The organism is Kitasatospora terrestris (genome assembly GCF_039542905.1).
GTDB lineage: Bacteria > Actinomycetota > Actinomycetes > Streptomycetales > Streptomycetaceae > Kitasatospora > Kitasatospora terrestris.
Genome location: NZ_BAABIS010000001.1, coordinates 7,536,790 through 7,560,643, shown reverse-complemented (window position 1 = coordinate 7,560,643; position 23,854 = coordinate 7,536,790). Strand labels below are relative to the sequence as shown.

Annotated in this window: 26 protein-coding genes and 4 pseudogenes; 17 read left to right on the top strand and 13 right to left on the bottom strand. The window is 74.5% G+C overall.

What is annotated here, in order from left to right; all coding sequences use genetic code 11:
* Nucleotides 1–17: 17 nt before the first annotated feature.
* Nucleotides 18–1,019 carry a DUF389 domain-containing protein gene (locus tag ABEB06_RS34650; RefSeq protein WP_345700885.1) on the bottom strand — a complete coding sequence of 334 codons (1,002 nt, stop codon included), beginning with the start codon at nucleotides 1,017–1,019 and terminating at the stop codon, nucleotides 18–20.
* Nucleotides 1,020–1,111: 92 nt separating this feature from the next.
* Between ABEB06_RS34650 and ABEB06_RS34645 the strand changes: the two genes are divergently transcribed.
* Complete coding sequence (locus tag ABEB06_RS34645; RefSeq protein WP_345700884.1) at nucleotides 1,112–2,287, top strand: cytochrome P450 family protein; 1,176 nt, start codon at nucleotides 1,112–1,114, stop codon at nucleotides 2,285–2,287.
* Between the two features lie 93 nt (nucleotides 2,288–2,380).
* Nucleotides 2,381–2,887: a peptide-methionine (S)-S-oxide reductase MsrA gene (msrA, locus tag ABEB06_RS34640; RefSeq protein WP_345700883.1), complete on the top strand. Its 507-nt coding sequence runs from the start codon at nucleotides 2,381–2,383 to the stop codon at nucleotides 2,885–2,887.
* A 52-nt stretch (nucleotides 2,888–2,939) separates the two neighbouring features.
* Here msrA and ABEB06_RS34635 read toward each other — a convergent pair whose 3' ends face one another.
* Nucleotides 2,940–3,830, bottom strand: coding sequence for a LysR family transcriptional regulator (locus ABEB06_RS34635; protein ID WP_345700882.1), 891 nt, complete (start codon nucleotides 3,828–3,830; stop codon nucleotides 2,940–2,942).
* 122 nt (nucleotides 3,831–3,952) lie between these two features.
* Between ABEB06_RS34635 and ABEB06_RS34630 the strand changes: the two genes are divergently transcribed.
* From ABEB06_RS34630 to ABEB06_RS34615, 4 genes are read left to right on the top strand one after another with little or no spacing between them, the layout of a single operon-like run.
* Complete coding sequence (locus ABEB06_RS34630; protein WP_345700881.1) at nucleotides 3,953–4,810, top strand: SDR family NAD(P)-dependent oxidoreductase; 858 nt, start codon at nucleotides 3,953–3,955, stop codon at nucleotides 4,808–4,810.
* A 19-nt stretch (nucleotides 4,811–4,829) separates the two neighbouring features.
* Nucleotides 4,830–5,240 carry a nuclear transport factor 2 family protein gene (locus ABEB06_RS34625; protein ID WP_345700880.1) on the top strand — a complete coding sequence of 137 codons (411 nt, stop codon included), beginning with the start codon at nucleotides 4,830–4,832 and terminating at the stop codon, nucleotides 5,238–5,240.
* A 1-nt stretch (nucleotide 5,241) separates the two neighbouring features.
* Complete coding sequence (locus tag ABEB06_RS34620) at nucleotides 5,242–6,471, top strand: glycosyltransferase (protein ID WP_345700879.1); 1,230 nt, start codon at nucleotides 5,242–5,244, stop codon at nucleotides 6,469–6,471.
* A gap of 59 nt (nucleotides 6,472–6,530) precedes the next feature.
* A complete protein-coding gene (locus ABEB06_RS34615) occupies nucleotides 6,531–7,022 on the top strand; it encodes an NAD-dependent epimerase/dehydratase family protein (protein WP_345700878.1) in 492 nt (163 codons plus the stop codon).
* Between the two features lie 78 nt (nucleotides 7,023–7,100).
* On the opposite strand, the gene ABEB06_RS34610 is transcribed toward ABEB06_RS34615, so the two are convergent.
* Together ABEB06_RS34610 and ABEB06_RS34605 are read right to left on the bottom strand one after the other, a co-directional pair.
* Nucleotides 7,101–7,775: a CBS domain-containing protein gene (locus tag ABEB06_RS34610; protein ID WP_345700877.1), complete on the bottom strand. Its 675-nt coding sequence runs from the start codon at nucleotides 7,773–7,775 to the stop codon at nucleotides 7,101–7,103.
* A 274-nt stretch (nucleotides 7,776–8,049) separates the two neighbouring features.
* A pseudogene (locus ABEB06_RS34605) lies at nucleotides 8,050–8,559 on the bottom strand (MFS transporter); the annotation flags it as partial.
* A gap of 21 nt (nucleotides 8,560–8,580) precedes the next feature.
* Between ABEB06_RS34605 and ABEB06_RS34600 the strand changes: the two are divergent.
* Nucleotides 8,581–9,042 (top strand): annotated as a pseudogene (locus ABEB06_RS34600) (molybdopterin molybdotransferase MoeA); the annotation flags it as partial.
* Between the two features lie 42 nt (nucleotides 9,043–9,084).
* On the opposite strand, the gene ABEB06_RS34595 reads toward ABEB06_RS34600, so the two are convergent.
* The gene (locus ABEB06_RS34595) at nucleotides 9,085–9,522 is read right to left on the bottom strand and encodes a thioredoxin-like domain-containing protein (RefSeq protein WP_425559731.1); all 438 of its coding nucleotides are present in this window, start codon (nucleotides 9,520–9,522) and stop codon (nucleotides 9,085–9,087) included.
* Between the two features lie 375 nt (nucleotides 9,523–9,897).
* Between ABEB06_RS34595 and ABEB06_RS34590 the strand changes: the two genes are divergently transcribed.
* Both ABEB06_RS34590 and ABEB06_RS34585 read left to right on the top strand, forming a co-directional pair.
* A complete protein-coding gene (locus ABEB06_RS34590; protein ID WP_345702086.1) occupies nucleotides 9,898–10,299 on the top strand; it encodes a pyridoxamine 5'-phosphate oxidase family protein in 402 nt (133 codons plus the stop codon).
* Nucleotides 10,300–10,470: 171 nt separating this feature from the next.
* Nucleotides 10,471–12,180 (top strand): GAF domain-containing sensor histidine kinase, encoded by a 1,710-nt coding sequence (locus ABEB06_RS34585; protein ID WP_345700876.1) that lies wholly within the window; start codon nucleotides 10,471–10,473, stop codon nucleotides 12,178–12,180.
* Nucleotides 12,181–12,408: 228 nt separating this feature from the next.
* Here the strand turns inward: ABEB06_RS34585 and ABEB06_RS34580 are convergent, their stop codons facing one another.
* Complete coding sequence (locus ABEB06_RS34580) at nucleotides 12,409–13,284, bottom strand: universal stress protein (RefSeq protein WP_345700875.1); 876 nt, start codon at nucleotides 13,282–13,284, stop codon at nucleotides 12,409–12,411.
* A gap of 596 nt (nucleotides 13,285–13,880) precedes the next feature.
* On the opposite strand from ABEB06_RS34580, the gene ABEB06_RS34575 reads away from it, so the two are divergent.
* The 5 genes and pseudogenes from ABEB06_RS34575 to ABEB06_RS39445 form a co-directional block, all read left to right on the top strand.
* Nucleotides 13,881–14,498: a sigma 54 modulation/S30EA ribosomal C-terminal domain-containing protein gene (locus ABEB06_RS34575; RefSeq protein ID WP_345702085.1), complete on the top strand. Its 618-nt coding sequence runs from the start codon at nucleotides 13,881–13,883 to the stop codon at nucleotides 14,496–14,498.
* Between the two features lie 38 nt (nucleotides 14,499–14,536).
* Entirely contained in the window at nucleotides 14,537–15,739 is a 1,203-nt protein-coding gene (locus tag ABEB06_RS34570) for a globin domain-containing protein (protein ID WP_345700874.1), read from the top strand.
* Nucleotides 15,740–15,906: 167 nt separating this feature from the next.
* Nucleotides 15,907–16,725 (top strand): universal stress protein, encoded by an 819-nt coding sequence (locus tag ABEB06_RS34565; protein ID WP_345700873.1) that lies wholly within the window; start codon nucleotides 15,907–15,909, stop codon nucleotides 16,723–16,725.
* A 56-nt stretch (nucleotides 16,726–16,781) separates the two neighbouring features.
* Nucleotides 16,782–17,027: pseudogene (locus ABEB06_RS39450) on the top strand (universal stress protein); the annotation flags it as partial.
* A 182-nt stretch (nucleotides 17,028–17,209) separates the two neighbouring features.
* Nucleotides 17,210–17,488 (top strand): annotated as a pseudogene (locus tag ABEB06_RS39445) (universal stress protein); the annotation flags it as partial.
* Between the two features lie 71 nt (nucleotides 17,489–17,559).
* Here the strand turns inward: ABEB06_RS39445 and ABEB06_RS34560 are convergent.
* Nucleotides 17,560–18,291, bottom strand: coding sequence for a flavodoxin family protein (locus tag ABEB06_RS34560; protein WP_345700872.1), 732 nt, complete (start codon nucleotides 18,289–18,291; stop codon nucleotides 17,560–17,562).
* Between the two features lie 161 nt (nucleotides 18,292–18,452).
* Here ABEB06_RS34560 and ABEB06_RS34555 point away from each other — a divergent pair, with 161 nt between their 5' ends.
* Entirely contained in the window at nucleotides 18,453–18,941 is a 489-nt protein-coding gene (locus ABEB06_RS34555; protein ID WP_345700871.1) for a glutathione peroxidase, read from the top strand.
* A gap of 57 nt (nucleotides 18,942–18,998) precedes the next feature.
* Here the strand turns inward: ABEB06_RS34555 and ABEB06_RS34550 are convergent, their stop codons facing one another.
* Nucleotides 18,999–19,634, bottom strand: a complete 636-nt coding sequence (locus ABEB06_RS34550; RefSeq protein ID WP_345700870.1) for an HNH endonuclease family protein — start codon at nucleotides 19,632–19,634, stop codon at nucleotides 18,999–19,001.
* 304 nt (nucleotides 19,635–19,938) lie between these two features.
* Complete coding sequence (locus ABEB06_RS34545; protein WP_345700869.1) at nucleotides 19,939–20,169, bottom strand: hypothetical protein; 231 nt, start codon at nucleotides 20,167–20,169, stop codon at nucleotides 19,939–19,941.
* Between the two features lie 199 nt (nucleotides 20,170–20,368).
* Here ABEB06_RS34545 and ABEB06_RS34540 point away from each other — a divergent pair, with 199 nt between their 5' ends.
* Both ABEB06_RS34540 and ABEB06_RS34535 read left to right on the top strand, forming a co-directional pair.
* Nucleotides 20,369–20,944, top strand: a complete 576-nt coding sequence (locus tag ABEB06_RS34540; RefSeq protein WP_345700868.1) for a hypothetical protein — start codon at nucleotides 20,369–20,371, stop codon at nucleotides 20,942–20,944.
* A gap of 182 nt (nucleotides 20,945–21,126) precedes the next feature.
* Entirely contained in the window at nucleotides 21,127–21,549 is a 423-nt protein-coding gene (locus ABEB06_RS34535) for a YkvA family protein (protein ID WP_345700867.1), read from the top strand.
* Here ABEB06_RS34535 and melC2 read toward each other — a convergent pair.
* The 4 genes from melC2 to ABEB06_RS34515 form a co-directional block, all read right to left on the bottom strand.
* Nucleotides 21,531–22,361, bottom strand: a complete 831-nt coding sequence (gene melC2, locus ABEB06_RS34530) for a tyrosinase MelC2 (protein ID WP_345700866.1) — start codon at nucleotides 22,359–22,361, stop codon at nucleotides 21,531–21,533. The genes ABEB06_RS34535 and melC2 overlap by 19 nt on opposite strands.
* 64 nt (nucleotides 22,362–22,425) lie before the next feature.
* Nucleotides 22,426–22,818, bottom strand: coding sequence for an apotyrosinase chaperone MelC1 (gene melC1 / locus ABEB06_RS34525; RefSeq protein WP_345700865.1), 393 nt, complete (start codon nucleotides 22,816–22,818; stop codon nucleotides 22,426–22,428).
* Nucleotides 22,819–22,986: 168 nt separating this feature from the next.
* Complete coding sequence (locus ABEB06_RS34520) at nucleotides 22,987–23,175, bottom strand: putative antibiotic biosynthesis monooxygenase (protein ID WP_345700863.1); 189 nt, start codon at nucleotides 23,173–23,175, stop codon at nucleotides 22,987–22,989.
* 136 nt (nucleotides 23,176–23,311) lie between these two features.
* The gene (locus tag ABEB06_RS34515; RefSeq protein WP_345700862.1) at nucleotides 23,312–23,839 is read right to left on the bottom strand and encodes a GNAT family N-acetyltransferase; all 528 of its coding nucleotides are present in this window, start codon (nucleotides 23,837–23,839) and stop codon (nucleotides 23,312–23,314) included.
* Nucleotides 23,840–23,854 lie beyond the last annotated feature (15 nt).

Sequence of the window (23,854 nt, the reverse complement as noted above, 5' to 3'; positions counted from 1 at the left end):
GTCGAGGGGCGCCCCGCTCAGTCGCCGACCCGCCCGGCCTGGATCTGGCGGCCCTCGGTGGTGGTGACCACCACCGGCACGCCGTCCGGGATCTGCCCCTGGAGCGCGGCCAGCAGCGACTCGACCGGCGGCAGATCCGCGGGCGCCCGGACCTGGACGTACAGGGTGCGCGAGTGCGCCTGGACGTTGACCACGGAGGCCCCGGGCGAGTCCGCCAGCCAGTCGGCCGTCGCGTTCGTGGCCCGCGTCGTCCACAGCTGGACCAGCAAGGCGCCCGCGGTGTTCGCCGCCAGCACCAGGCCGACCGCGGCGAACACCAGGCCGAGCGCCACGTAGGTACGGCGCACCGGACCCGCCTCGCGCTGCCGGCCCGCCGTCGCGTACCCCAGGCCGCCGAACACCGCGATGCCGGCCGCCACCATGGCCACCAGGTTGGACACGAAGAGCACGAACGAGCCCAGGGCCAGCCACCAGGCCCCCTGCCCGGCACAGACGCCGGTCACCACCAGCGGCGGCACCAGCGAGATCGCGATCGCCACCCCGGGCAGGACCGCCGCGACGTCCCGGCGGGAGAGGGCCACGGCCCCGGCGAGGCCCGTGGCGAGCGCGGCCACCAGGTCCAGCAGGCCCGGCGAGGTGCGGCTGGAGATCTGACTGTCCGACAGCAGGTCGTAGGAGGCGGGCACCACCAGCGAGGCCAGCGCGCCGATCGCCACCACCAGCAGGCCGCCGCCGGTCACGAACAGGGCCGCCGTCGACTTGCGGCGCTGCACCGCGCCGAGCGCGATCCCCATGATCGGCGTCGACAGCGGCGCGATGATCATCGCGCCGATCACGGTGGCCGTGGAGTCCGTCAGCACCCCGGCGGCCGCGATCACCGCCGCCAGGACCAGCATCGTCCAGAACGCCGACTGTTTCGAGCGCCGGTCCCCCGCCGACAGGTCCAGGTCCTCCTCCAACTCCTCCAGGGAGCGCCGCTGATGATCAGGGAGGAGGCGATCGCGGAGGCTGCTGAGCACCAGCCGATTGTCACACCGCACGGTCCCGGCGGCCGCGCGCCACGCGCGCCGTCCCTCCGGACGGGGCAACGACCGCTGGCTACGCTCGGGGCGTGAGCAACCCACTCCAGGATCCGGGGTTCTTCCGGAACCCGTACCCCGCCTTCGCGGCACTCCGCAGCGCCTCGCCGGTCCAGCGGGTACCCGGCGGCGGAGGCCGGTCGAGCTACCTCGTCACCGGATACGCCGAAGCCCGGGAGGCATTCGCCGACCCGCGGCTGTCGAAGGACACCGCGCGCTTCTTCGCCGGCCGGGACACCGGGCGCAACCTGCACCCGGCCGTCTCCCGGAGCATGCTGGCGACCGACCCGCCGCAGCACACCCGGCTGCGCGGCCTGGTGGCGAAGTCGTTCACCTCCGGGGCCGTCGCCCGGCTGCACCCGTACATCGAGAGCGTGACGGACGAGCTGCTCGACGCCTGGGTGCCCGGCGACCGGACCGACGCCGTCGCGAGCCTCGCCGTCCCGCTGCCCGTCACCGTCGTCTGCCGGCTGCTGGGCGTCCCCGAGGCCGACCGCGCGGCGGTCCGCACCTGGTCGGACGAGCTCTTCGCGGCCGGCCGTCCCGACCGGATCGACGCCGCCTCCCACGCCCTCGCCGACTACTTCGCCGACCTCGTCGCGGCCAAGCGCCGCAGCCCCGACGACAGCCTGCTCACCGAGCTGGTCCGGGTCCGCGACGGCGGCGACCGCCTCGGTGAGGACGAGCTGGTCTCCCTCGCGGTGCTCCTCCTCGTCGCCGGGCACGAGACCACCACCCATCTGATCGGCAACGGACTCCTGGCCCTGCTCCGGGCCCCGGAGGCCCTTCGCCGCCTGCGCGAGAACCCCGACCTGGTCGGAGCGGCCGTCGACGAACTGCTCCGGCTGGACTCCCCCGTCAGCACGGCCACCTTCCGGTTCGCGACCGAGGACATCACCCTGGGCGGCACCGGGATCCCCGCCGGATCGCCCGTCCTCATCGCGCCGGGCGCCGCCAACCGCGACCCCACCCGCTTCCCCGAGCCGGACCGCCTCGACCTCGACCGCGACCCCACCGGGCACCTCGCCTTCGGCCACGGCATCCACCGCTGCCTCGGCGCACCCCTGGCCCGCGCCGAGGGCACCGTCGCCCTCCGCGCCCTCGTCACCCGCTTCCCCGCGCTCCGCCTCGCCGTCCCCGCCGAGGACCTGCAGTGGCGCCACACCCGCCTGATGCGCGGCCTGGTCTCCCTGCCCGTCCTGCCGTGACCGGGCCGCCGCTCAACGGTGCGCAGGAATACGAGGGCCCCGTAAGTTGCTCAGTAGCAGCGCAAGCCGAAGTCCACCACTGAGGAGAAGACCATGGCGACCGAGAAGGCCGTCCTTGCCGGAGGCTGTTTCTGGGGCATGGAGGAGCTCTTCCGCCGCCAGCCCGGGGTGGTCTCCACCCGCGTGGGCTACACCGGCGGCGAGGTCCCGAACGCCACCTACCGCAACCACGGCAACCACGCCGAGGCCATCGAGGTGCTCTACGACCCGGCCCGGACGGACTTCCGGGCCCTGCTGGAGTTCTTCTTCCAGATCCACGACCCGTCGACCAGGGACCGCCAGGGCAACGACATCGGGGCCAGCTACCGCTCGGGGATCTTCTACCTCAGCGACGAGCAGAAGCGGGTCGCCGAGGACACCATCGCCGACGTCGACGCCTCGGGCCTGTGGCCGGGCAAGGTCGTCACCGAGGTCACCCCGGCCGGCGACTTCTGGGAGGCCGAGCCGGAGCACCAGGACTACCTGCAGAAGTTCCCCAACGGGTACACCTGCCACTTCCCCCGCCCCGGCTGGAAGCTCCCCCGCCGCGCGGACGCCTGACCCCGCCCCCGCCGAGGGCCGGCCGGGGTGCGGCCGGTCCTCGGCGGACGGCTCAGAAGTGCAGCGCGCCGATGGTGCGGACGGTCCGGGCGAGGGCCCGGACGAGTTCGTTCTCGTCGTCGCGGCGCCACACCAGGGCGTACGGAATCGTCCCCATCTCCGGCATGGGGACGAACTTCACGTGCGACATGGACCAGTAGCGGGTGACGTGGGACGGGAAGGGGTGGACGATCTCGCCGGTGATGACGAGGTTGATCAGCTCGTCGGCGTCGGTGGCCGATTCGATGCGTTCGATCGCCTTGCCCCGGGGCGTGTGGAACGACAGGTAGCCGTCCTCCCACCCGTCGGGCATCCCGGGGGGCATGGCGTGGCCGAAGTCGCCCAGCGCCTCGACCGGGATCTCCGGTCGGCCGGCGAGTTCGTGGTCCGCGGCGACGGCCAGCACGCGCGGGTCGTGGAAGAGGACCGGGCCGACGGTGAGATCCGGCTCGTCGACCGGTAGCCAGGCGACGAAGACGTCCATGTCGCCGTCGCGGAGCCGCTCGAACGGTTCGACGTACGGCGCCCTGCGGATCTGCAGCTCGCACTCGGGGTGCTGGGAGCGGAACGCTTCCCAGTAGTGGTGCAGGTCGGGCACGTTGAAGGGCATCATGCCGACCCGAAGGCGTACGGCCTTGCCGCGGGCGGCCAGCCGGGCACGTTCGAGACTGTCCCGCAAGTGCGCGTGGACCGGCCGCAGATCGGCACACAGCTGGCGGCCGAGCGGAGTCAGGCGGACCTGGCGGCGGTTGGAGCGGTCGAACAGCAGACCGCCGATCTGCCGCTCCTGACGGGCGATCACCTGGCTGACGCGCGCCTGGGTGAGGTGCAGCCGGGCGGCCGCCCGGCCGAAGTGCAGTTCCTCCGCCAGGGTCAGGAATATCTCGATCTCACGTAACTCCATGCGCCCCCGGACCCCCCGTCATAAGCCTGATTTATCGGATCCTACTGATCTTGGGCGTTGATGGCGGGGACGACCCACTGAAAGATCGCCAGCAGACCGAACCCCTGCCGGAGCGGAGTGCCATGACGATCGTCGACACCGAACCCACCAGCCGCGTCTGGTTCATCACCGGTGCGAGCCGCGGTCTCGGCCGCGCCTTCGCCGAGGCCGCCCTGACGGCCGGTGACCGCGTCGTGGCCGCCGCGCGCACCGCGCCGGCACTGCACGAGCTGGCGAGCGCCCACCCCGGCCGGGTCCTGCCGCTGACCCTGGACGTGACCGACCGGGCCGCCGTGTTCGCCGCCGTCGCCGAGGCGGTCGGCCGCTTCGGGCGGCTCGACGTCGTCGTCAACAACGCCGGAATGCTCTCGATGGGCATGGTCGAGGAGTTCACCGAGGCCGAGGCCCGCGCCCAGCTGGACGTCAACTTCTTCGGCGCGCTCTGGGTGAGCCAGGCCGTCATGCCCGTGCTGCGCGGACAGCGCTCCGGCCACCTCGTGCAGGTCTCCAGCATCGCCGCGCTGGGCGGCTTCCCCAGCACCGGGCTCTACAGCGCCAGCAAGTTCGCCCTGGAAGGCCTCAGTGAGGCCCTCGCCCAGGAGGCAGCCGGCTTCGGCGTCAAGGTGAGCATCCTTCAGCCCGGCGGCTACTGGACCGACCTGTACACCGCGATGCGCAGCACCAGCCCGCTGGAGGCGTACGGTCCGCTCCGCGAGGAGCTGGCCCGGCAGTTCGCCGAAGGGTCGGTCGACAGCGATCCGAAGCTCGCCGCGGCCGCGCTGCTCACGCTGGTCGACAGCGACGAGCCGCCGCTGCGCCTCCTCCTGGGCAGCATGGTCTACGACCTCGCCTTCGACATCGCCCGCACCCGGGCGGACACCTGGGCACGCTGGGAAGACGTCAGCCGCGCCGCGGAACACGCGATCGCCGGTCCGGCCTGACGGCCCGGGACGAGGCGGCATGTCGTTCCGCACCACGGCCGAGGTCGTCCACCGCTTCAACCGCGCCTTCCTCCACCACGACGTCTCGCTGCTCGCCGACGTGCTCGCCGACGACTGCGTGATGGAGGCGAAACAGCCGGCCCCCGACGGCGCCCGCTACGAAGGCCGCGCCGCGTGCCTGGAGTACTGCCGGGCCCTCGCCGAGGACCCCTCCAGGCAGTACGAGCCGGAGGCCGTCGTCGTCACCGGGGAGCGGGCGACGGTCCGCTGGCGGTGCCGCTTCGGCGACGACCCGGCCGATACGGTCCGCGGCGTGACCCTCGCGCTCGTCCGGGACGGCCTGATCGTCGAGGCCCTCGGCTACAGCAAGACCTCGGCCGGCGCCCCGCCGGTCGGGGACGGACACCCTGGACATCATCGGGAGCCATGACATGCGGGTGCTGTTGGTGGCGTACGGTTCGCGCGGAGACGTCGAACCGATGCTCGGACTCGGCGCGGCCCTGCGGGACCTCGACACGGAGGTACGGGTGTGCGCACCGCCAGACTTCGCGGAGCTGCTGGACGGCGCCGGCCTGTCCCTGGTGCCGCTCGGGCCGTCGCTGCGCGAGATGGCGACCGAGGCGGTGAACGGGACGGCGCAGCCCCCGGCGGAGAGCATGTCCGAGCGCGCGGCCCGGATGGTCTCCGCCACGTACGCATCCGTCGCCGCGGCGGCCGAGGGGTGCGACGCGGTGGTGGCCACCGGTCTGCTGCCCGCGGCCGCCGCCGCCCGGTCGGTGGCCGAGGAATGGGGCATCCCCTACCGGTTCGTCGCGTACTTCCCGTCCTACCTGCCGTCACCGCACCACCCGCCGCTCGCCTGGCCGGGCCGGCCGATCCCGCCGGACGTGACCGACAACCGGGTGCTGTGGGAGCAGAACGCGCAGCACCTGGACGAACTGTTCGGCGAGGCGGTCAACACCCACCGGGCGACCGTCGGCCTGCCACCGGTGGCCGACGTCCGCGGCCACGTCCTCACCGACCGTCCGTGGCTGGCCGCCGACCCGGTCCTCAGCCCGTGGCCGCGATCGGCGGACCTCGAGGTGCTGCAGACCGGCGCCTGGATCCGGCCGGACCGACGGCCGCTCCCCGCCGACCTGAAGGCCTTCCTGGACTCCGGCGAACCACCCGTGTACGTGGGCTTCGGCAGCATGCCCCTCCGCGACGCGCAGGGCGTCGCCCGGGCGGCCGTCGAGGCGGTCCGCGTCCAGGGACACCGCATCCTCCTCTCCCGCGGCTGGGCCGACCTGACCTGGACCGACGCGGACGGCGACTGCTTCCCGGTCGGCGAGGTCAACCATCAGGCGCTGTTCGGCCGGGTCGCCGCCGTCGTGCACCACGGCGGCGCCGGTACCACCACGACCGCCGCCCGGGCCGGCACGCCCCAGGTCGTGGTACCCCGGATGGCGGACCAGCCGTACTGGGCCGGCCGGGTCGCCGAGCTCGGCATCGGCGCGGCGCACGAGGGTCCGGAGCCGACCGCCGACTCCCTGTCCGCCGCGCTCGGCAAGGCTCTGACCCCCGACACCCGTTCACGGGCGAGGGAGCTGGCCGCCGCGATCCGCACCGACGGGGCGACGGTGGCCGCGAAGCTGCTGCGGGACGCCGTCGGTCCCTCGTGATGCCCGGTCTGCTCGCCCCTGCTGTCGAACACTCGAGAGGAACGGACAGGAAGGTCCTTGTGCTGGGTTCCACCGGCTACATCGGGTCCGCCGTGGCACGGCGGCTGACGGCGGACGGCCACCACGTGGTGCACTTCGTCAAGGACGCCGGGCGGCTCGGTCCCGACGCGGCGCCGCGCGTGGGTGACCTGACCGATCCGGCTTCACTGCGGGCCGCCGTCACCGACGACATCGACGCCGTGCCGAACCTCGCCACGCCGACCGGCGACGAGGTGGACGCGGCGGCCGTGGGCGCGCTGCCCGAGCGGTTGCGCGGCACGGGGCGGGCGTTCGTGTACACCAGCGGCGTGTGGGTGCTCGGCGCCACCGGGGACACCCGGTCGACGAGGACGCCGCCGGTGGCACCGGCCGGGCCGAGAGCTGGCCGCTCGACCAGGCCGCCGCCACCGTGGGCACCCCGTTCGCCGAGGCCCTGGCCCTGGACCAGGTCGTGTCCGGGCGCCGTGCCGTCACCGGCCTGGGCTGGCGGCCCGGCCGCCCGCACGTCCTGACCGAGCTCGCCGGTCCGGCCGGAGCGGCCGCGGCTGACGACCGGCAGCGGGCCACCCGCGCGGGCGGCTGCGCCGCCGTCAGCCGGCCGCCTGCAGGGGGACGGCGTCGTCCGTCCGGTAGTCGAGCCGGTTGGTGACGGAGACGACGCCGTCCACGCTCCGGCACAGCCGCTCCAGCACGGGGATCACGCTGCGGCGATCGACCCGGCCGGCGAGCGACACCTGCCCGTCCGCCACTTGGACGTCCAGCGAGTCCGGGGCGATCCCCAGGGTGTGGAGCAGGACGTCGTTGCGGATCTCCTCGCGGATGGCCCGGTCGTGGCGCAGGTAGACGCGCAGCAGGTCGGCGCGGCTGACGATGCCCACCAGGCGTCCCGCCTCGTCGACGACGAGGAGCCGCTTGAGCCGCTTGCGCTGCATCAGGCGGGCGGCTTCGACGACGGTCCACTCGGGCCGGGCGCACACGGCCGGGCTCGTCATGAGCTCGCCGGCGGTGGTGGCGCGGCTCCTGGACCGGGCGGCGGACGGGAGGTGAGGGGCGATCAGCAGCCCCGCGGGGTCCTCCTGGGCGGCCTGGTTGAGGATCAGGTCGGCCTCGGACACCAGGCCGAGCGGCCGGTCCTGGTCGTCGAGGACCGGCACCGAGGTGATGTCGTTCTCGGCGAGCAGCCGGGTGATCTCCTTGAATCCGGTGTCGGGCGCCACGTGCACGACGGCGGACGTCATCAGCTCTCCCACGATCCGGTGTCGCATCGCCGGTCCTCCTCTCGTCCGGGGGGCGGGCCTGCCGCCCCGACCGCCTCCAACCCTCGGCCCTGGGCCGGACCGCGAACAGGGCCGTCGGGTCCGGCCGTCCCGGGACCTTCAGTCCGGTGCGCACCGCCCACCCGCGCGGGGGCCCGGCCGCACCGTCCGGCTGGTCGCGAGCATGCCGGAGGCCCCCCGGGCGCCGTAGCCGCCCGGGGGACCTCCATGCCGTGCGTTCTCAGGCGGTGGCCGCCCGCCGTACCCGGACGGCGGTGAAGGCGAGGGCGGCGGCCGCGACGACGGTCAGTGCGGCCAGCCCGGCCGCATAGGTCTGGTACGCGCCGTAGAGCGCACCCATCACCAGCGGCGGGACGAACCCGCCGAGGCCGCCGGCCGCGCCGACGACGCCGATCGCCATACCGCGCCGCTCGGGCGGGTACCAGGCGTTGACGAACGGCACGCCGACCGCGAACGAGGTGCCGCCGGTACCCAGGAAGAAGCCGCCGATCAGCAGGGCGGTCAGCGAGGTGTGCCCGGCGAGGCCGAGGTAGAGCACCGGGACCACGGTGGCGGCGGACACCAGCGGCATCATCACGCGCCCGCCGTAGCGGTCGGTGAGCGCACCCACGGGGATCCGGCCGAGGGAGCCGACGATCACCGGGACGGCGACGAGCAGCGACACCTGGAAGGAGTCGAGCTGCAGAGCGTCCTTGAACCGCGTGCCGAGCGGGCTGAGCAGCGCCCAGGCCCAGAAGTTGAGCGCGAAGCCGAGGGTGGCCAGGGCCAGCATCAGCGCCCCTCGCCCGGGCCGCTGGACCACGGCACCGCCGTGCCCGTCGCCACCGGCGCCCGACTGCCGCCGGGCGCAACCGCGGTCCTCCGCCGCGAGCACGGCGGGCCGATGGCTCCCGACGGCCTCCTGCACCCGTCCCTGCCGGGTCCGTTGGCCCCGGGGCACGACATCCGGCCGCAGGGCCAGGAGTGCCGCCGGGGCGAGCTGCTCCTCCCGGCAGGCACCGTCGTCACCCCGGCCGTGCTGGGCCTGGCCGCGGCCGCCGGGTACGACCGCCTTGCGGTCCACCGCCGGCCCACCGTGGAACTGCTGCTGCTCGGCGACGAGTTGCTGGCATCGGGCCTGCCCGGACGGGGCCGGGTCCGCGACGTCCTCGGCCCGCTGCTGCCGCCCTGGCTGCGCGGCGCCGGTGCCGAACTCGTCGTCGTCCGGCGGCTGGTGGACGATCCGGCGGCTGTGCGGCCGGCGACGTCGTCGAGTTGCTGGACGTCCCCGGCAGCTGACCGCCGGTGCGTTCCGTTGTCAGCCGTTGGTGAGCGGCATGGAGCCGGGGCCGCACGACGCACCCGGCTCCTGGGTCTGCGGGCCCTGGACGTACGTGGTGAAGAACCTCTCCACCCGGGGGTCGGAGGCGCTGTCCAGGACGAGTTGGGTGCCCCAGGCGGTCAGGGTGACGGTGCCCTGCTGGTCGGGGTAGGGGCTCATGAAGGAGTACGGCGTGACCTCGACCTTCGCCGACAGGGCCCGGATGTCCTCCGGGGTGGCCCGGCCGTTGTAGGTGACCCAGACGGCGCCGTGCTCCAGGGAGTGGACGGCGTTCTCGTCGGTGACCGGCCGGTCGTAGACCTTGCCGGTGCAGTCGAGCCAGACCGGGTTGTGGTCGCCGCCGACCGGCGGGGTCTGCGAGTAGGCCACCGTGCCGGTGACGTGGGTCCGGAAGAGATGGTCGTAGGTCCGCACGCCGGGTGTCGAAGTGGGCGCCGCACAACACGAGTCCGGGCAGGTCCGCGAGGCCGACCGTGCGAGCCGGTTCCACGGCCTCCGGCTGCCGGGCGAACAGGGCCTCCGCCCCAGGCCGGTCGGTGCTCCGGCGATCTCGCCGGCCCGGAGCTTGCGCTGTTGATGTTCATGGCCGCCACCCTCGGGTGGCCGGCCGTGCCCCGGCCAGGGCCGAACGACCCCCGGTCCGGGTCATTGGGGCCGTTCGGCCCTTCCTGCCCGTGGACGGCCGGAACAGGGTTGGGGAACACGGGTGCGAATGCCCGTGCCCGGTATCGCGGAAGGATCGAGGATGTGAGCGAGCTGATCACCGGCACCCCGGGGCGGGCCCGGCGGATGGAGCCGCTCGACCCTGCCGAGTGCCTCCGCCTCGCCGGCAGCGTCCCGTTCGGCCGGATCGTCTTCACCCAGCGCGCGCTGCCGGCCATCAGGCCGGTCAACCACGTCGTCGTCGACGGGGCAGTGGTGATCCGGACCAACGAGGGCAGCGCGCTGACCATCGCCGCGCAGAACCCGGACACCCGGGGCGTGGTGGTCGCCTTCGAAGCAGACGCCATCGACCCGGTCGACCGCCTCGGCTGGAGCATCGTGGTCACGGGCTTCGCCGAACTGGTCACCGATCCGGCCGAGATCCGGCGGTACTCCCGGCAGGTCCACCCCTGGATCGAGGGCACGATGGACTCGGTCGTCCGCATCCGGCCCGACCTGGTCACCGGCTTCCGCCTCACCGCGGATTGACGCACCCGCAACTCGTCCACGCCCCACTGCCGCCCGCACCGGCCGGCCGGCCCGCCGCGGCACGATCGCGGCAGGCTCCGCCAGGCCTGCGGCCCGTTCTGCCCGGAACGCCCGTCTGCGAGAATCGGGCGGTCGAACACAAGGGCGGATACAGAGGTCGGGAGGTTCCCCTTGGGCGGGAACGAGGTGCGTCCGAGGATTCCGCAGCTGCGGCTGGACGAGCTGCTGACGGAACTCCAGGCGAGGATCGACGCTGCCCGGGGCACCCGGGACCGGGTGCACAGCCTGCTGGAGGCCGTGCTGTCGGTGGGCCGTGAACTGGATCTGACCCACGTGCTGCGGAGCATCGTCGAAGCCGCCGCCGTTCTGGTGGACGCCCAGTACGCGGCGCTCGGCGTGATCGGCCCCGACGGCGAGACCCTGTCGGAGTTCCTCACCGTGGGGTTGCCGGAGGAGGAGATCGCGAAGATCGGCCCGTACCCGACGGGCCGGGGCATCCTGGGCGAGCTGATCCGGCATCCCGAGCCGCTGCGGCTGTCCGACCTGTCCGCGCACCCGGGGTCCTACGGCTTCCCGGCGAACCATCCACCGATGCGGACCTTCCTCGGCGTACCCGTGCGGGTGCGTGACGAGGTGTTCGGCCACCTGTACCTCACCGACAAGCGCGGCGGCGGGGACTTCGAGGCCGATGACGAGTCGGTGATCTCGACGCTGGCGGTGGCCGCCGGTGTGGCGATCGACAACGCCCGGCTGTACGAGGAGGCGCAGCGCCAGCAGCGCTGGCTGAGTGCGAGTGCGGAGATCACCCGGGGGTTGCTGTCCGGCCGGTCGCGGTCGCAGGTGCTGGAGCTGATCGCCCAGCGGGCCCGGGAGATCACCGGGGCGGAGCTGGCGGACGTGTCGGTGCCCGTGCCGGGCACCGATACGGTGCGGGTGGAGCTCGCGCTGGGTGCCGACGAGGCCGCGCGGCTGGGCCTGGTGGTGCCGCTGGCCGGCTCGCTGTCGGGTGAGGCTTGCGCCCTGGGTGCGCCGGCGACGACGGCCGACCTTTCCGGTGATCCGAGGCTGTCGGCCGGCCCCCGGCGCTTCGACGGACTGGGGCCGGCGGTGGCGGTGCCGCTCGGCCGGACCGCCGGGCAGGTGGGGAGCGTGCTGCTGCTGGCCAGGCGTTCGGGTGAGCCCGCTTTCACCGAGCGGGAAATCGGCCCGCTGGTGGGCTTCGCGGACCAGGCCGCGCTGGCGCTGGAGCTGGCGGAGCGACGCAAGGACGCCGAGCAGCTGGCCATGCTGGAGGACCGCGACCGGATCGCCCGCGACCTGCACGACCTGGCGATCCAGCGGCTGTTCGCGACCGGGATGACGCTGCAGAGCGCGGCCCGCTTCATCGACCATTCCGGCGCCTCCGACCGGGTGCTGCGGGCGGTCGGCGACCTGGACGAGACCATCAAGATCATCCGATCGACGATCTTCGGCCTGCGCGCCCGGGACGAGCGCACGACCCAGGGCCTGCGCGCCCAGGTGGTCCGGGTGGTCGAGGAGGCACAGCCGGTGCTGGGCTTCGCGCCCAGGCTGAGCATGGAGGGCCTGCTCGACACCGACGTGCCGGCGCAGGTGGCCGATCACGTGGTGGCGGTGCTGGGTGAGGCACTCAGCAACGCGGCCCGGCATGCGCGGGCCCGCCAGGTCGAGGTGGCGCTGCAGGCCACCGGGAGCCGCGTCGTCCTGACGGTGCAGGACGACGGCGTGGGCATCCCGGAGCAGGGCCGGCGCAGCGGTCTGCGCAATCTCGCGGAACGCGCCGAGAGCGCGGGGGGCACGCTGGAGTTGGCGGCCGCGCCGGACGGCGGCACCCGGCTGGTCTGGTCGGCGCCACTGGGCTGACCTGGGCCGGTCTGGGCCGGCCGCCCCGGGGGCATGCCGGACCTGGGCGCGGACGACAGTCCGGTGGGCGGGGCTCAGCCCTGCCTGCGGCCGGCCCGGCCGGACCACACGGGTTCCACCTGGGCCCGCGGTGGGTGCTGGGGGTGGCCGGGGAGTTCCTTCGCCGGTGCCCGGGCGGCCGTCCGGGCGGTGACGGCGTCTCGGGCGCTCGTTCGGGCGGCGGCGGTGTCAGGCGTGGGACACCACGGCCACCGCGGCCTGCGCATGGTGGAGTACGGCGTGGGCGACCGATCCGAGCCTGGCACCGAGCCCGAGCGGCCGGTCGCGGCGGCCGACGACCACCAGGGCGGCTCCCGCGCTGTGGGTGAGGACGGCCTGGGCCGCTCCGCCGAGCCGGACCTCCTCGACCACCGCGGTGTCGGGGTACTTGGCCCGCCAAGGGGCCAGCGCCTCGGCCAGCGCGGCCTTCCGGCTCGCCTCCTGCTCGGCCGTGTCCACCTGGGGCGCCATCCAGCCGGTGGCCGACCAGGCCGGCACCAGGTCCCAGCCGTGGACGGCCCGCAGGCGGGCGCCCCGCAGTTCGGCCTCTTCGAAGGCCAGGTCCAGGACCTCCTCGGCGGGGTGGCGGAGGTCCAGCCCGACGACGACCTCGGGCTCGCCGTGCCCGGCCTCCTCGGCCCCGGCGGGCTTCGCGGCCCGGACCATGACCACCGGAACGTCGGCGCGCGCGGCCACCGAGAGTCCGACCGAGCCGACCAGGAGGCCGGCGAAGCCGCTGAGTCCGCGGGAGCCCAGGACCAGGAGCTCGTGGCCGCGCGCGACGGAGACCAGGCCGTCGGCCGGGTCGTCGCCCACCAGGGCGGTCTCCACGGCCAGGCCGGGGCGGGCGTCGCGGATCCGCCGCTCGATGTCGGTCAGGGCCCGCAGCGCCGCGGGCCGCAGGTCTCCGGGCCAGAACGCGTCGACGTCGCCGGTGCCGAGCCAGGGCCAGACGTGGACGATCAGCAGCGCGGTGCCGCGCCGCTCGGCCTCCTCGGCGGCCCAGAAGGCGGCGGCCTCGCTCTGCGGTGTGCCGTCGACCCCGGCCAGGATGTGACGTGACATCAGGAAGCTCCTCGGTGATGGGCCCGGGGTTCGGATCGCCGCAGGCCGCGCACCCTCACTCTCCCGGCGGTCGTCGGGGCGTCAAAGGGACTGGCCGGACCCTGTTCCCGGGCCACTGGTCCTGCCCGGCAGCTGCCGTACGGGCCGTCCGTCCGTTCGCCGGGGCGGGTGTCCGCACGCGGTGGCCGGGGTCGACGCCCGGCCGAGCGGCCTGCGGCGGGCCGACCGGCCCGGGACCCTCGGGGCGCCGAGCACGGGACCGGTGGCGTCCGCCGAGGGACGGACGGCCCTGGGGCGGGCCGGGCAGGCTGGCCGAAGATCGTCTCCGGCGGGCAGCGAGGACAGCGCCTCCCGTCCGGTCCTCTCCCGGGGACCTTCGCCCACGGCGCGGCCACCCGGTCCACGGAAGTGTGCGCACCGACCGAACAGGAGCACCTCTCATGAACCGTCAGACGATCCGGTCCGCCACCGACATCGTGGTGGAGACCCGGGTGACGTGTCCTCGGCCGACCCCGAGTATGCGAGGACGAAGCTCGCCGCCGTACTCGACCGGCTCGACGGGCCGATCCTGGCAGCACGGGTGAGGCTCACTCAGGATCCCAACCACGCCGCGGCCAGGCCCTCCCTCGCCCAGGCCGTGGTCGACCTCAACGGCCGCCCGGTGCGCGCCCACGTCGCGGCCGCCACCATGCCGGAGGCCGTCGACCTCCTCCATCCTCCAGGACCGGCTGCGCTCGCGGATCAACCGCCTTCGGCACCTCGGTGACGACCACCGCCGCCACGCCGTCGAGCCGCGGCTCCGGGACGAGGACCACGGCGCGGAGCACCGCCCGCAGCGCCGGGGGCTCGCCCCGGACGAGCAGCGGATCGTCCGTCACACGTCCTACAGCCTGCCCCGCCGGACCGCCTTGGAGGCGGTGCTCGACATGGAGGCGACGGGCTACGACTTCCACCTGTTCACCGACGCCACGACGGGCCAGGACAGCGCCGTCTCCCGCGACCCGGCGACCGGCGTCCACCACCCCGCCGCGGCCGGCCCGGCACCGGACGCGGGCGACCACGGCGCGCCGGAGCTCGCCGTCGGCCAGGCGGTCGAGCGCCTCGACCTGAGCGGGCTGCCGTTCGTGTTCTTCACTGCCCCGGCGACCGGCCGGGGCAACGTCCTCTACCACCGCTACGACGGCCACTACGGCCTCATCGTCCCCGCGCTGTAACTGCCGTCCTCCATCACCTCGACCCTCAAGGGGGAACCATGCTTTCCGCCGAATCGGCCACCCTGGTCCGCGCCACCCTGCCCGCCGTCGGAGCGGCCCTCGACGAGATCACCACCCGGTTCTACGCCACCATGTTCAGTGACCGCCCGGAGCTGCTGGACGGGATGTTCAACCGCGGCAACCAGGCCAGCGGCGCCCAGCGGCAGGCCCTGGCCGGCTCGGTCGCCGCCTTCGCGTCGGCGCTCGTCACGGAGCCCGGCACCTACCCGCAGGCCGTGCTGGACCGGATCGCGCACAAGCACGTCGCGGTGGGCGTCACGGAGGACCAGTACGTGATCGTCCACAAGTACCTGTTCGCCGCCATCGCCGACGTGCTCGGCGACGCCGTCACCCCCGAGGTCGCCGCCGCCTGGGACGAGGTGTACTGGCTGATGGCCGGCGCCCTGATCGCCCAGGAGGCCCGCCTGTACCAGGACGCCCGGGTCGAGCCGGGCCACACCTGGCGCCGGTGGGCCGTGGTGGAGCGCGTCGAGGAGACCCCGGACACGGTGTCCTTCCTGCTGCGCCCCGCCGACGGCGCCCCCGCGCCGCGTGCCACGGCCGGCCAGTACGTCAGCGTCCGCGTCCGGATGCCCGACGGCATCCACCAGCTGCGCCAGTACAGCCTCTCCTCCGCTCCCGGCGACGACCTGCGCCGGATCACCGTCAAGCGGGTCCACGGCCACGGCGCACCCGACGGCGAGGTCTCCACCCTGCTCCACGACACGGTGGACAGCGGCGACCAGCTCGACCTCTCGGCGCCGTTCGGCGCCGTGGTCCTCGACGACACCGCCGACCCGCTGGTCCTGGTCTCCGCCGGGATCGGCTGCACGCCGATGGTCGGCATGCTCGAACACCTCGCCGCGACGCACTCCACCCGCCCGGTCACCGTGCTGCACGCCGACCGCTCGCCCGGCGAGCACGCACTGCGTCCCCGGACCCGTGAGCTCCTCCGCCGACTCCCCGGCTCCCGGGCCGAGTTCTGGTACCAGGAGCCCGACGCGCAGGAGCCGGACGCCCACCCGGGCCTGCTCGACCTGACCGGCGCGGACCTGCCCGCGGACGCCCTGGTCTACCTGTGCGGCCCGCCGGCCTTCATGCGCGAGGCCCGCACGCAGCTGATCCGGGCCGGCATACCCGCGCGCCGCATCCGGTACGAGATGTTCGGCCCCGACCTGTGGCTGGCGGACGCCACCGGCTGAACGGCCGGCACCGGTGGGGCCACAGGTCCCGGTCGGCGGCCGCGGGGACGTATCCCGATCGGCCCTGTACCCGGCCGCCTGCGGAGCGTGACGATGGTCGCAGGCCCGAGGCGTCCCTTCCGGATGCAGGGGGACTACCGGGGGGCTACCGCAAGGAGACGATCACCATGGAACTGCCCGTCACCGTAGGGGTGGACGCCTCCCCCGCGAGCCTGGCGGCCGCCGACTGGGCGGCCCGTGAGGCCGAGCTGCGCGACCGTCCGCTGCGCGTCCTGCACGCACTGCCCCTGATGCCGCACCTGCTGCCCGGCCGGGAGGCCCGGCCGGCCGCGGAAAGCGCTGCGCTGCTCCACGAGGTCCGGCACGTCCTCGCCGTCCGCCGCCCGCAGGTGCGCACCCGCACCGAGGAGGTCCACGACCTCGCCACCGCCGCCCTGGTGGCGGCCGCCGAGGACGCCGAACTGCTGGTCCTCGGCGCCCGCGGCCACGGCGGCTTCCCCGCGCTGCGGGTCGGCGCCACCGCCCTGCACGTCGCCGCCCGGGCCGGCTGCCCGACCGTCCTCCTCCCGGTCGACCCGCCCGGCGACGGCCCGCGCGACCACGTCGTGGTCGGCGTGGACGCCCGCCGCCCCGCCGAGGCCGCGCTCGAGTTCGCCTTCGCCGCCGCCAGGCGCTACGGCCTGCCGCTGCGGGCGGTGCACGCCTTCCCCGCCCTGCCGTCCGGCGCGGCCGGCGGCCGCCGCGGCGAGGAGGCCGCGCTGCTCGCCGACGCCCTCGTACCCTGGGCGGCCGCCCATCCGGACGTCGAGGTCGCGGCGGACGCGGAGCCCGCGGGCGCGGGCCTGCTGCTGGTCGAGGCCTCGGCGAAGGCCCGGCTGCTGGTCGTCGGCCGCCGCCCGATCACCTCGGTGGGGCGCCTCGGCCCGGTCGCCCACGCGGTCCTGCACCACGCCGAGTGCCCGGTCGCCGTCGTCCCCGAGGCGTAGCCCGCCCACCCCTGACCGCACGAGTACCGACAACCAGTCAGCCGGAGGTCGAAGACATGTTCCAGTCCGTAGTGGTGGGAGTCGACGGATCGACGCAGAGCGCGGCCGCCGCCGAATGGGCCGCCCACCAGGCCCACCGCACCGGCCGCACCCTGCGGCTGGTCCACGTCGTGGCGGCCGACCGCAATGCTCCCGCGCCGGCCGACGATCCGGCGGACACCGTGCCGCAGGCGGTCACCGCGATCCGCGACCGCCTCGCGGCGCGGCTGCCCGGCCTGACGATCACCTGCCGGGAGGTCCCCGGCAACCCCGCGTACGCGCCGCCGCGGGCGAGCACGCGGGCCTGCTGGTGCTCGGCTCGCAGGGCCTGGGCAGCCTCGCGGCCGGCTGACCGGCTCGGTCGCCCTGCGGACCGGGGCCCACGCCACCTCCCCCACGGTGCTCGTCCGCCGATGCCACAGGCCTGGGCGGCCCGCACGGAGACGTGGTGGCGGGCGTGGAGGGCAGTCGGCCGTGCGACGCGGCGGTCCTCCGCTTCGCCTTCGAACAGGCGGCCGAGCGGGGCGCCGCCCTGCGCGCGGTCCAGAGCCGGACCGAGCCCACCGGCCCCTCCACCACTGAGGCACCCATCGATCACAGCGAGATCAGGGACTCGCTGGCGGCCACCGAGCAGCTGTGCCTCCAGGACACCCTCGCCCGGCGGCGGGAGAAGTTCCCCGAGGTCCGCACCGAGGCCCAGGTGATCGCCTGGAGTCCGGACCGGAGCCTGGCCGAAACCTCCCGCACGGCTGAGCCCGCCCCATCCGACTCTGCCGCACTCCGCCGGTCCGCCGCTCAGCGGTGCTCGGGGTTCTCGAAGTCGAAGCGGCAGCCGGCGTCCCAGGCGGAGCGCTGGTTGCCGTGGGCGGGGATGCCGCCGGCGTCCTTGAGCATGCGGGCGACGTGGAGCAGGTTCCAGGTCATGAAGGTCGCGTTGCGGTTGGTGAAGTCGTTCTCCGGCCCGCCCGAGCCCTCGTCGAGGTACGACGGGCCGGGGCCGGCGGGGCCGACCCAGCCGGCGTCGGCCTGCGGCGGGATGACGTAGCCGAGGTGTTGCAGGCTGTAGACGACGTTCATCGCGCAGTGCTTCGCGCCGTCCTCGTTGCCGGTGATCAGGCAGCCACCGACCCGCCCGTAGTACGCGTACTGGCCGTGTTCGTTGAGGATCGACGAGCAGGCGTACAGCCGCTCGATCACCTTCTTCATGACGGAGGAGTTGTCGCCGAGCCAGACCGGGCCCGCGAGGACCAGGATGTCGGCGGCCATCACGCGGGAGTAGACGACCGGCCACTCGTCGGTCTCCCAGCCGTGCTCGGTCATGTCGGGCCAGACGCCGGTGGCGAGGTCGAGGTCGACGGCGCGCAGTTCGTCGACAGTGACGCCCTGGCGCTGCATGATCCCGGTGCTGATGTCGATCAGGCCCTGGGTGTGGCTGCGTTCCGGCGAGCGCTTGAGCGTGCAGTTGATGAACAGGGCGGACAGTCCGTCGAATCGCGGCCCGGCCGCCCCGTCGCCGTGGCTGGTCATGCCCGCCATGCCAGCACACCGCCCCCGCGGGGTCGAGCATCCTCCCCCGTCCGGCCCATCCCGGCGGGTCGCCGAAGGATTCTCGGCGGGTCGGGAACATTCGAGGCGACGGGCGGGTTCTTGGCTGGCGGACCGGTCCCGTTCCGATTAGGAGAACCCTCATGAGCCTGTACGACGTCCCGCTGCGCACCCTGGCGGGCGAGCCCGCTTCGCTGGCCGACCACAAGGGGAAGGCGCTGCTCCTGGTGAACGTCGCGTCGAAGTGCGGGCTGACCCCGCAGTACGCGGGCCTGGAGCGGCTGCAGCAGCAGTACGGCGAGCGCGGCTTCACGGTGCTGGGCTTCCCGTGCAACCAGTTCCTGGGGCAGGAGCCGGGCAGCGCGGAGGAGATCCAGACCTTCTGCTCGACCACGTACGGGGTGTCGTTCCCGCTGTTCGAGAAGCTGGACGTGAACGGCGAAGACCGGCACCCGCTGTACGCCCGGCTGACCGAGGTCGCGGACGAGGCCGGCGAGGCGGGCGACGTGCAGTGGAACTTCGAGAAGTTCCTGGTGTCGCCGGACGGCGCGGTGGTGGGCCGGTTCCGCCCGCGCACCGAGCCGGAGGCGGCGGAGCTGGTCGCGGCCATCGAGGCGCAGCTGCCGGCGTGAGTCCGGTCCGGCCCGCCCCGCCGGTGCGGGGCGGGCCGGCCAGAGCGCAGGAACGATTCAGCAGGCGTTGAGCAGGCTGGTCAGCGCGGACTTCTCGGCGCTGTCGACGCTCAGGCTGTAGTAGTACTTCACCTGCACCCAGGCGCGGGTGTAGGTGCAGCGGTAGGACGACTGGGGCAGCCAGTGCGCCGGGTCCTGGTCGCCCTTGGCGCGGTTGGAGCTGGCGGAGACGGCGATCAGCTGCGGGCGGGTGAGGTCGTTGGCGAAGTTCTGGCGCTGGGCGGTGGTCCAGTTCCAGGCGCCGGAGCGCCAGGCCTCGGCGAGCGGCACCAGGTGGTCGATGTCGAAGCTGGAGGCGGTGGTGGTGGAGACGCCGTCGTACACCGAGTACCAGCTGCCACTGGTCGCGGCGCAGGCGGAGTCGGTGACCACGTTGCTGCCGTCGCGCTTGAGGACCGTCTCGCGGGTGTTGCAGGTGCCGGAGATGGTGATCCAGTGCGGGAAGAGCGCGCGGTCGTAGGTGGTGGTGTGCGACTCGGCGGCGACGGTGAGCGAGGCCAGGTAGGTCTTGGCGGTCGCGGTGGAGACGGGGGTCGGCAGGGCGGCGTCGGCGGTGCCCGCACCGGCGAGCAGGCCGGTCGCGGCGAGCAGGGCGGCGCTGAGGGCGGCGGCGGTGCGGCGTATCGCGGACATGCGTGACTCCCAGGGGGCGCGGGGGCAGGGGGAAGCATCCGGTGCTCGGGAACCCGGCCGGACGGTGTGTCAGCATGCCGCGCCCGGGGGCTACGCGGGTAGACCCGGGACGTTAACTTTTCCGAACACCCGAACCCCCGTCAGACGTCCGCCGGGCGACACCGGCTGTCGCACCCCGTCCGCGGAGCAGCGGGGCCGCACGACGAACCGCCCCCGCCGGCGGGGCCGACGGGGGCGGTGGGTGCGGTGCGACGGATGGACTGCGGTGGACGCGGGGGTGGATGCCCGGGAGCCGGACGGGCCGTCAGGCCTCGCCGGGGTGCCAGGCAGGCCACTCCCACGGGCGGTCGTCCCACACCACCTTGACCGGATCGTGCGGGTCGAGATCGGGGAAGTGGTGCTTGACCTCGGGTTCGAACTCCTCGGGCGCGAGGGGCTTCCACCCCGAGCCCTGGAAATGGACCAGGCGGTAGCGGCTGTCGGTGCGGAACTCCGCGACCTTGACGAGTGGTTCCTCGGTGCTGTTGCTCTGCATGCCGCCAGCATCGGGCGCCCGCCGCGCGGATGCACGCCCGCGTCCTCCGTGCGGTGGCAACGCCCGGCTCCCCCGGCGCGCCGCCGTGACACCGGGCTCCGCGCTGTGCGGACGTGCCGGATCCGCCCGCGGCTCGTTGAGCAGGTCGCCCCGCCGGGCCGACCGGTCGGCGGGGCCGGTGCGGCACGGAAGGACGGACGTGGACGAACAGTGGCAGCCGCCGTGGCAGTACGGCTGGGAGCAGCAGCCCGCTCCCCCGCCGCCCGCACCGTGGGCGCCACCGGTCGCCCCGCCGCCGCGCCGCCGCCGGCGGGCGGCCGGGGTCACGGCGGCCGCGCTGGGCGGCGCCCTGCTGCTCGGCGGCTCGCTCGCGATGTGCTCGGCGGGCGACGAGGACCCGGACCGGGCCGTGCTCACCGCCGGCCGCCTGCCCACACCGTCCGACCCGGCCCCGTCCTCCACCGGCGCCCCTGACGCCGCGAACCCGAGCCCGACCCCGCCGCCCTCGCCGCGGTCGGCGCCGGCCTCCGCGACGCCCGGCACACCGGGGGCCACCGGTGAGCCGTCGGCCTCGGCGGCACCGAGCCCGCGCCGTCCGACCCGCCCGAAGCCCTCGGCGTCCCGCCGCCCGGCCGGCGCGACGGCCTCGCCGAAGGCGCCGGACGGCGCCGCGCCGCTCTCCTCCGTGCAGCTCTGCGCGGCGGCGGAGCGCGTCGGCGAGTGGGCGCCGGGCTCGGAGCAGGCCCGGATCTGCCGCAGCCTCTACGGCGGTTGAGGCGGCCGGGACCACCGGTGCGCGGTGCACCCGGAGCAGCCCGCCCCGAGGCGCCCGGGACGCCCGGGGCGGCAATGACCCGTGCGGGCATCACGTGGGCCACGGTTCCGCTACACCCCTGGGGCGGGACGGGCCCGCTGCCGTACCGTGGAGGCCGCACCGCACCCGACCTGGAGGCCTCCGTGAGCAAGTCCGTTCCGTCCCGCCCCGCTTCCGGGCGCCGCGCGCGCGGACTCGACGGGGATGCCGTCAGCCGCTCCGCGTGGGGGCTGTACATGGAGACCAAGCGGCCGGGCGCGCCCGGGATGGGGTCGCGCCTGGCGGCGCTGCCCCGCCTGGTGCGGGACGTGCTGCGCGGCAGCTACCCGGGCGTGGGCCGCGGGAAGCTGCTGGTGCTGGCGCTGCTGGTCGGCGTGTACCTGGTGAGCCCGCTGGACGCGGTGCCGGACGTCATCCCGGTGCTCGGCTGGACCGACGACACCGCCGTCCTGCTCTGGTTCCTGTCCGGCCTGACCCGGGAGTCGGGCCGGTACGTGGAGTGGCTGGCCGGCGGTGCCGGTCCGGAGGGACGGGCCGCGCAGGCGGCTCAGAAGCCGCTGTCGTAGGTGTAGTGCCGGGTGTGGTCGAGCATGTCGGCCGGGGTGGTGTCGTTCCACGGCTTCATCGTGCCGGTCAGCGCGACCACGTTGCGGGTGGCGGCGGTCGGCAGGTAGCCCCGGTCCGGGTGGCGGCGCTGCCACTCGGCCCACAGCTTGTCGATGAAGCAGTGGTGCAGCCAGAACACCGGGTCGTTGGGCGACATCCCGGTGGCCATCAGGCCGCCCACCCAGACGTGCACCCGGTTGTGCAGGTTGGCGCCGCGCCACCCCTCCAGCCGGTTGCGGAACCCCTCGGAGGCGCTGTTCCACGGCGGGGCGTCGTACGTCTCGATCGCGAGCACCGTCTCCACCTCGGCCCGGGTGGGCAGTTGGGCGACGGCGGTGCCGAGCGAGCGCCGCAGGTAGTCGCGGGTGTCCGGGCGGACGCCGAGCGTCCAGCGCCCGCCGGAGGCGGCGAACGGCCCGGTGGTGACCCGCCCGTCGCTCGACCGGCCGTTGCCGCCGAGCAGGTCCGGCCCCCACGGGCCGGCGTCGGCGGCGCGGTCCGCGGTCCAGTCCCAGTACGGGAGGGAGACCTCGGGGTTGACGCTCTGCAGGTCCCGCTCGAAGTCGAGCAGGAAGCGGCGGTGCCAGGGCAGGAAGGACGGCGAGCGGTGCCCGGTCCGCTCGCCGTTGTCGGTGTCGCCGACGATGAAGCGGTTGTGGGTGGAGACGTAGGTGTCGTACTTGCCCTGGCGCTTGAGCTCCAGGACGGCGGCGACGAAGTCGCGCTTCTCCTTGGGCGTCAGGGTGGACTGGTTCTTGCGGACGGTGGCCATGCGTGGCTCCTCGGGGTCGGTCTGCTGCTGCGGGTGGTGCCGTACGGCTGACGGCGGTTCGGCGTCAGCCGATCGGGAGCAGCGCGGCGCCCTGGAGGTCGAGCACGGCGGCGCGGGCGAGCGCCCGCGGGGTGCCGTACGTCTGGTAGTGGTTGACGACGCTGATCCAGCTGCCGTCGGCGTTCTGCATCGCGTGCAGTTCCTGACCGTCGATCAGGACGGTCCAGCCGCCGTGGTGCTGGTGCTCGGCGGAGGGCCGGCCCTGGATGCGGCGGCCCCGGTAGACCTCGTCGAAGCCCTCGACGGGGTGCTGGTGGCCGGCGGCCGGTGCGGCCTGGGCCTCGGGGCCGGTACGGCCCACGACGGCCAGGCCGGCGACGGTGGCGAGGGCGACGCCGGAGCCCTGGAGCATCCGACGGCGCGTCAGTTCGGTGGTGGTGATGCCGGTTTCAGGCATGCGGGAACCCCCCGGGTTGCGAAGGTGGTGGAAGGCGCGCCCGCGAACGGTGGGCAGGCGCGCGCACCGCGACTCCCCGTTCGCGGCGACACCTTCATGATCGCAAACCGGTCCGGGCGGGCGGAACGGCCGATCGGCGGGGGTCGATCGGCGGAGTCGGACCAGCTGCTACCTGCGGCGGAGCGCCAGCCGGGCGTACCCCTTCAGCAGGGCGGGGACGACCAGGTAGACGGCGAGCGGAACCACGACCAGCGTCAGCACGAACGCCCGCAGCACCGGCGGCCAGTCGGCGGACACCGGGGCGATGGCGGTCATCGCGATGGCGACCAGCGGGAAGATCGCCAGCCAGGTGATCACCGCGCGGACGTGCACGGACGGCGGCGGGGACTGCGGTGCGGGCTGGGATGCGGGCTGCGGTGCGGGCTGGGACGCGGGCGACTGCGCGGACAGGGCGGGGCCTCCGGGGACGGGCGGACTGGGGACGGAGCGGGGCTCAGAGGGTCTTGGCGAGGCGCTCGAAGCGCAGGTCCGGCCGGAGCGGGATGCCGAAGCGCTCGTCGCCGTACGGGAAGGGCGAGAACTCGCCGGTCCGGCTGAAGCCGCGCCGCTCGTACCAGGCGATCAGGTCGGCCCGCTGCTCGATCACCGTCATCTCCAGCTCGGCGACGCCCCACTCCTCGCGGGCCAGCCGCTCGGCGCGCTCCAGCACCACCCGGCCGAGACCGCCGCCCTGGCGCACCGGGCGGACCGAGAACATCCCGAAGTAGGCGCTGTCGCCCCGCCGTTCGAGGTGGCAGCAGGCCAGCAGCTCGCCGTCCTGCTCGGCGACCAGCACCACCGAGTCCGGCTTGCCGATCACCTCCGCGACGCCGGCCGCGTCGGTGCGCTGCCCGTCCAGCAGGTCCGCCTCGGTCGTCCAGCCGTCCCTGCTGGCGTCGCCCCGGTACGCGGACTCCACCAGCGCCACCAGCGCCGGGACGTCCGTCTGCTCGGCGGTGCGGAAGGTCAGCTCGGGTGCCACGGTTGCTCCAGACGT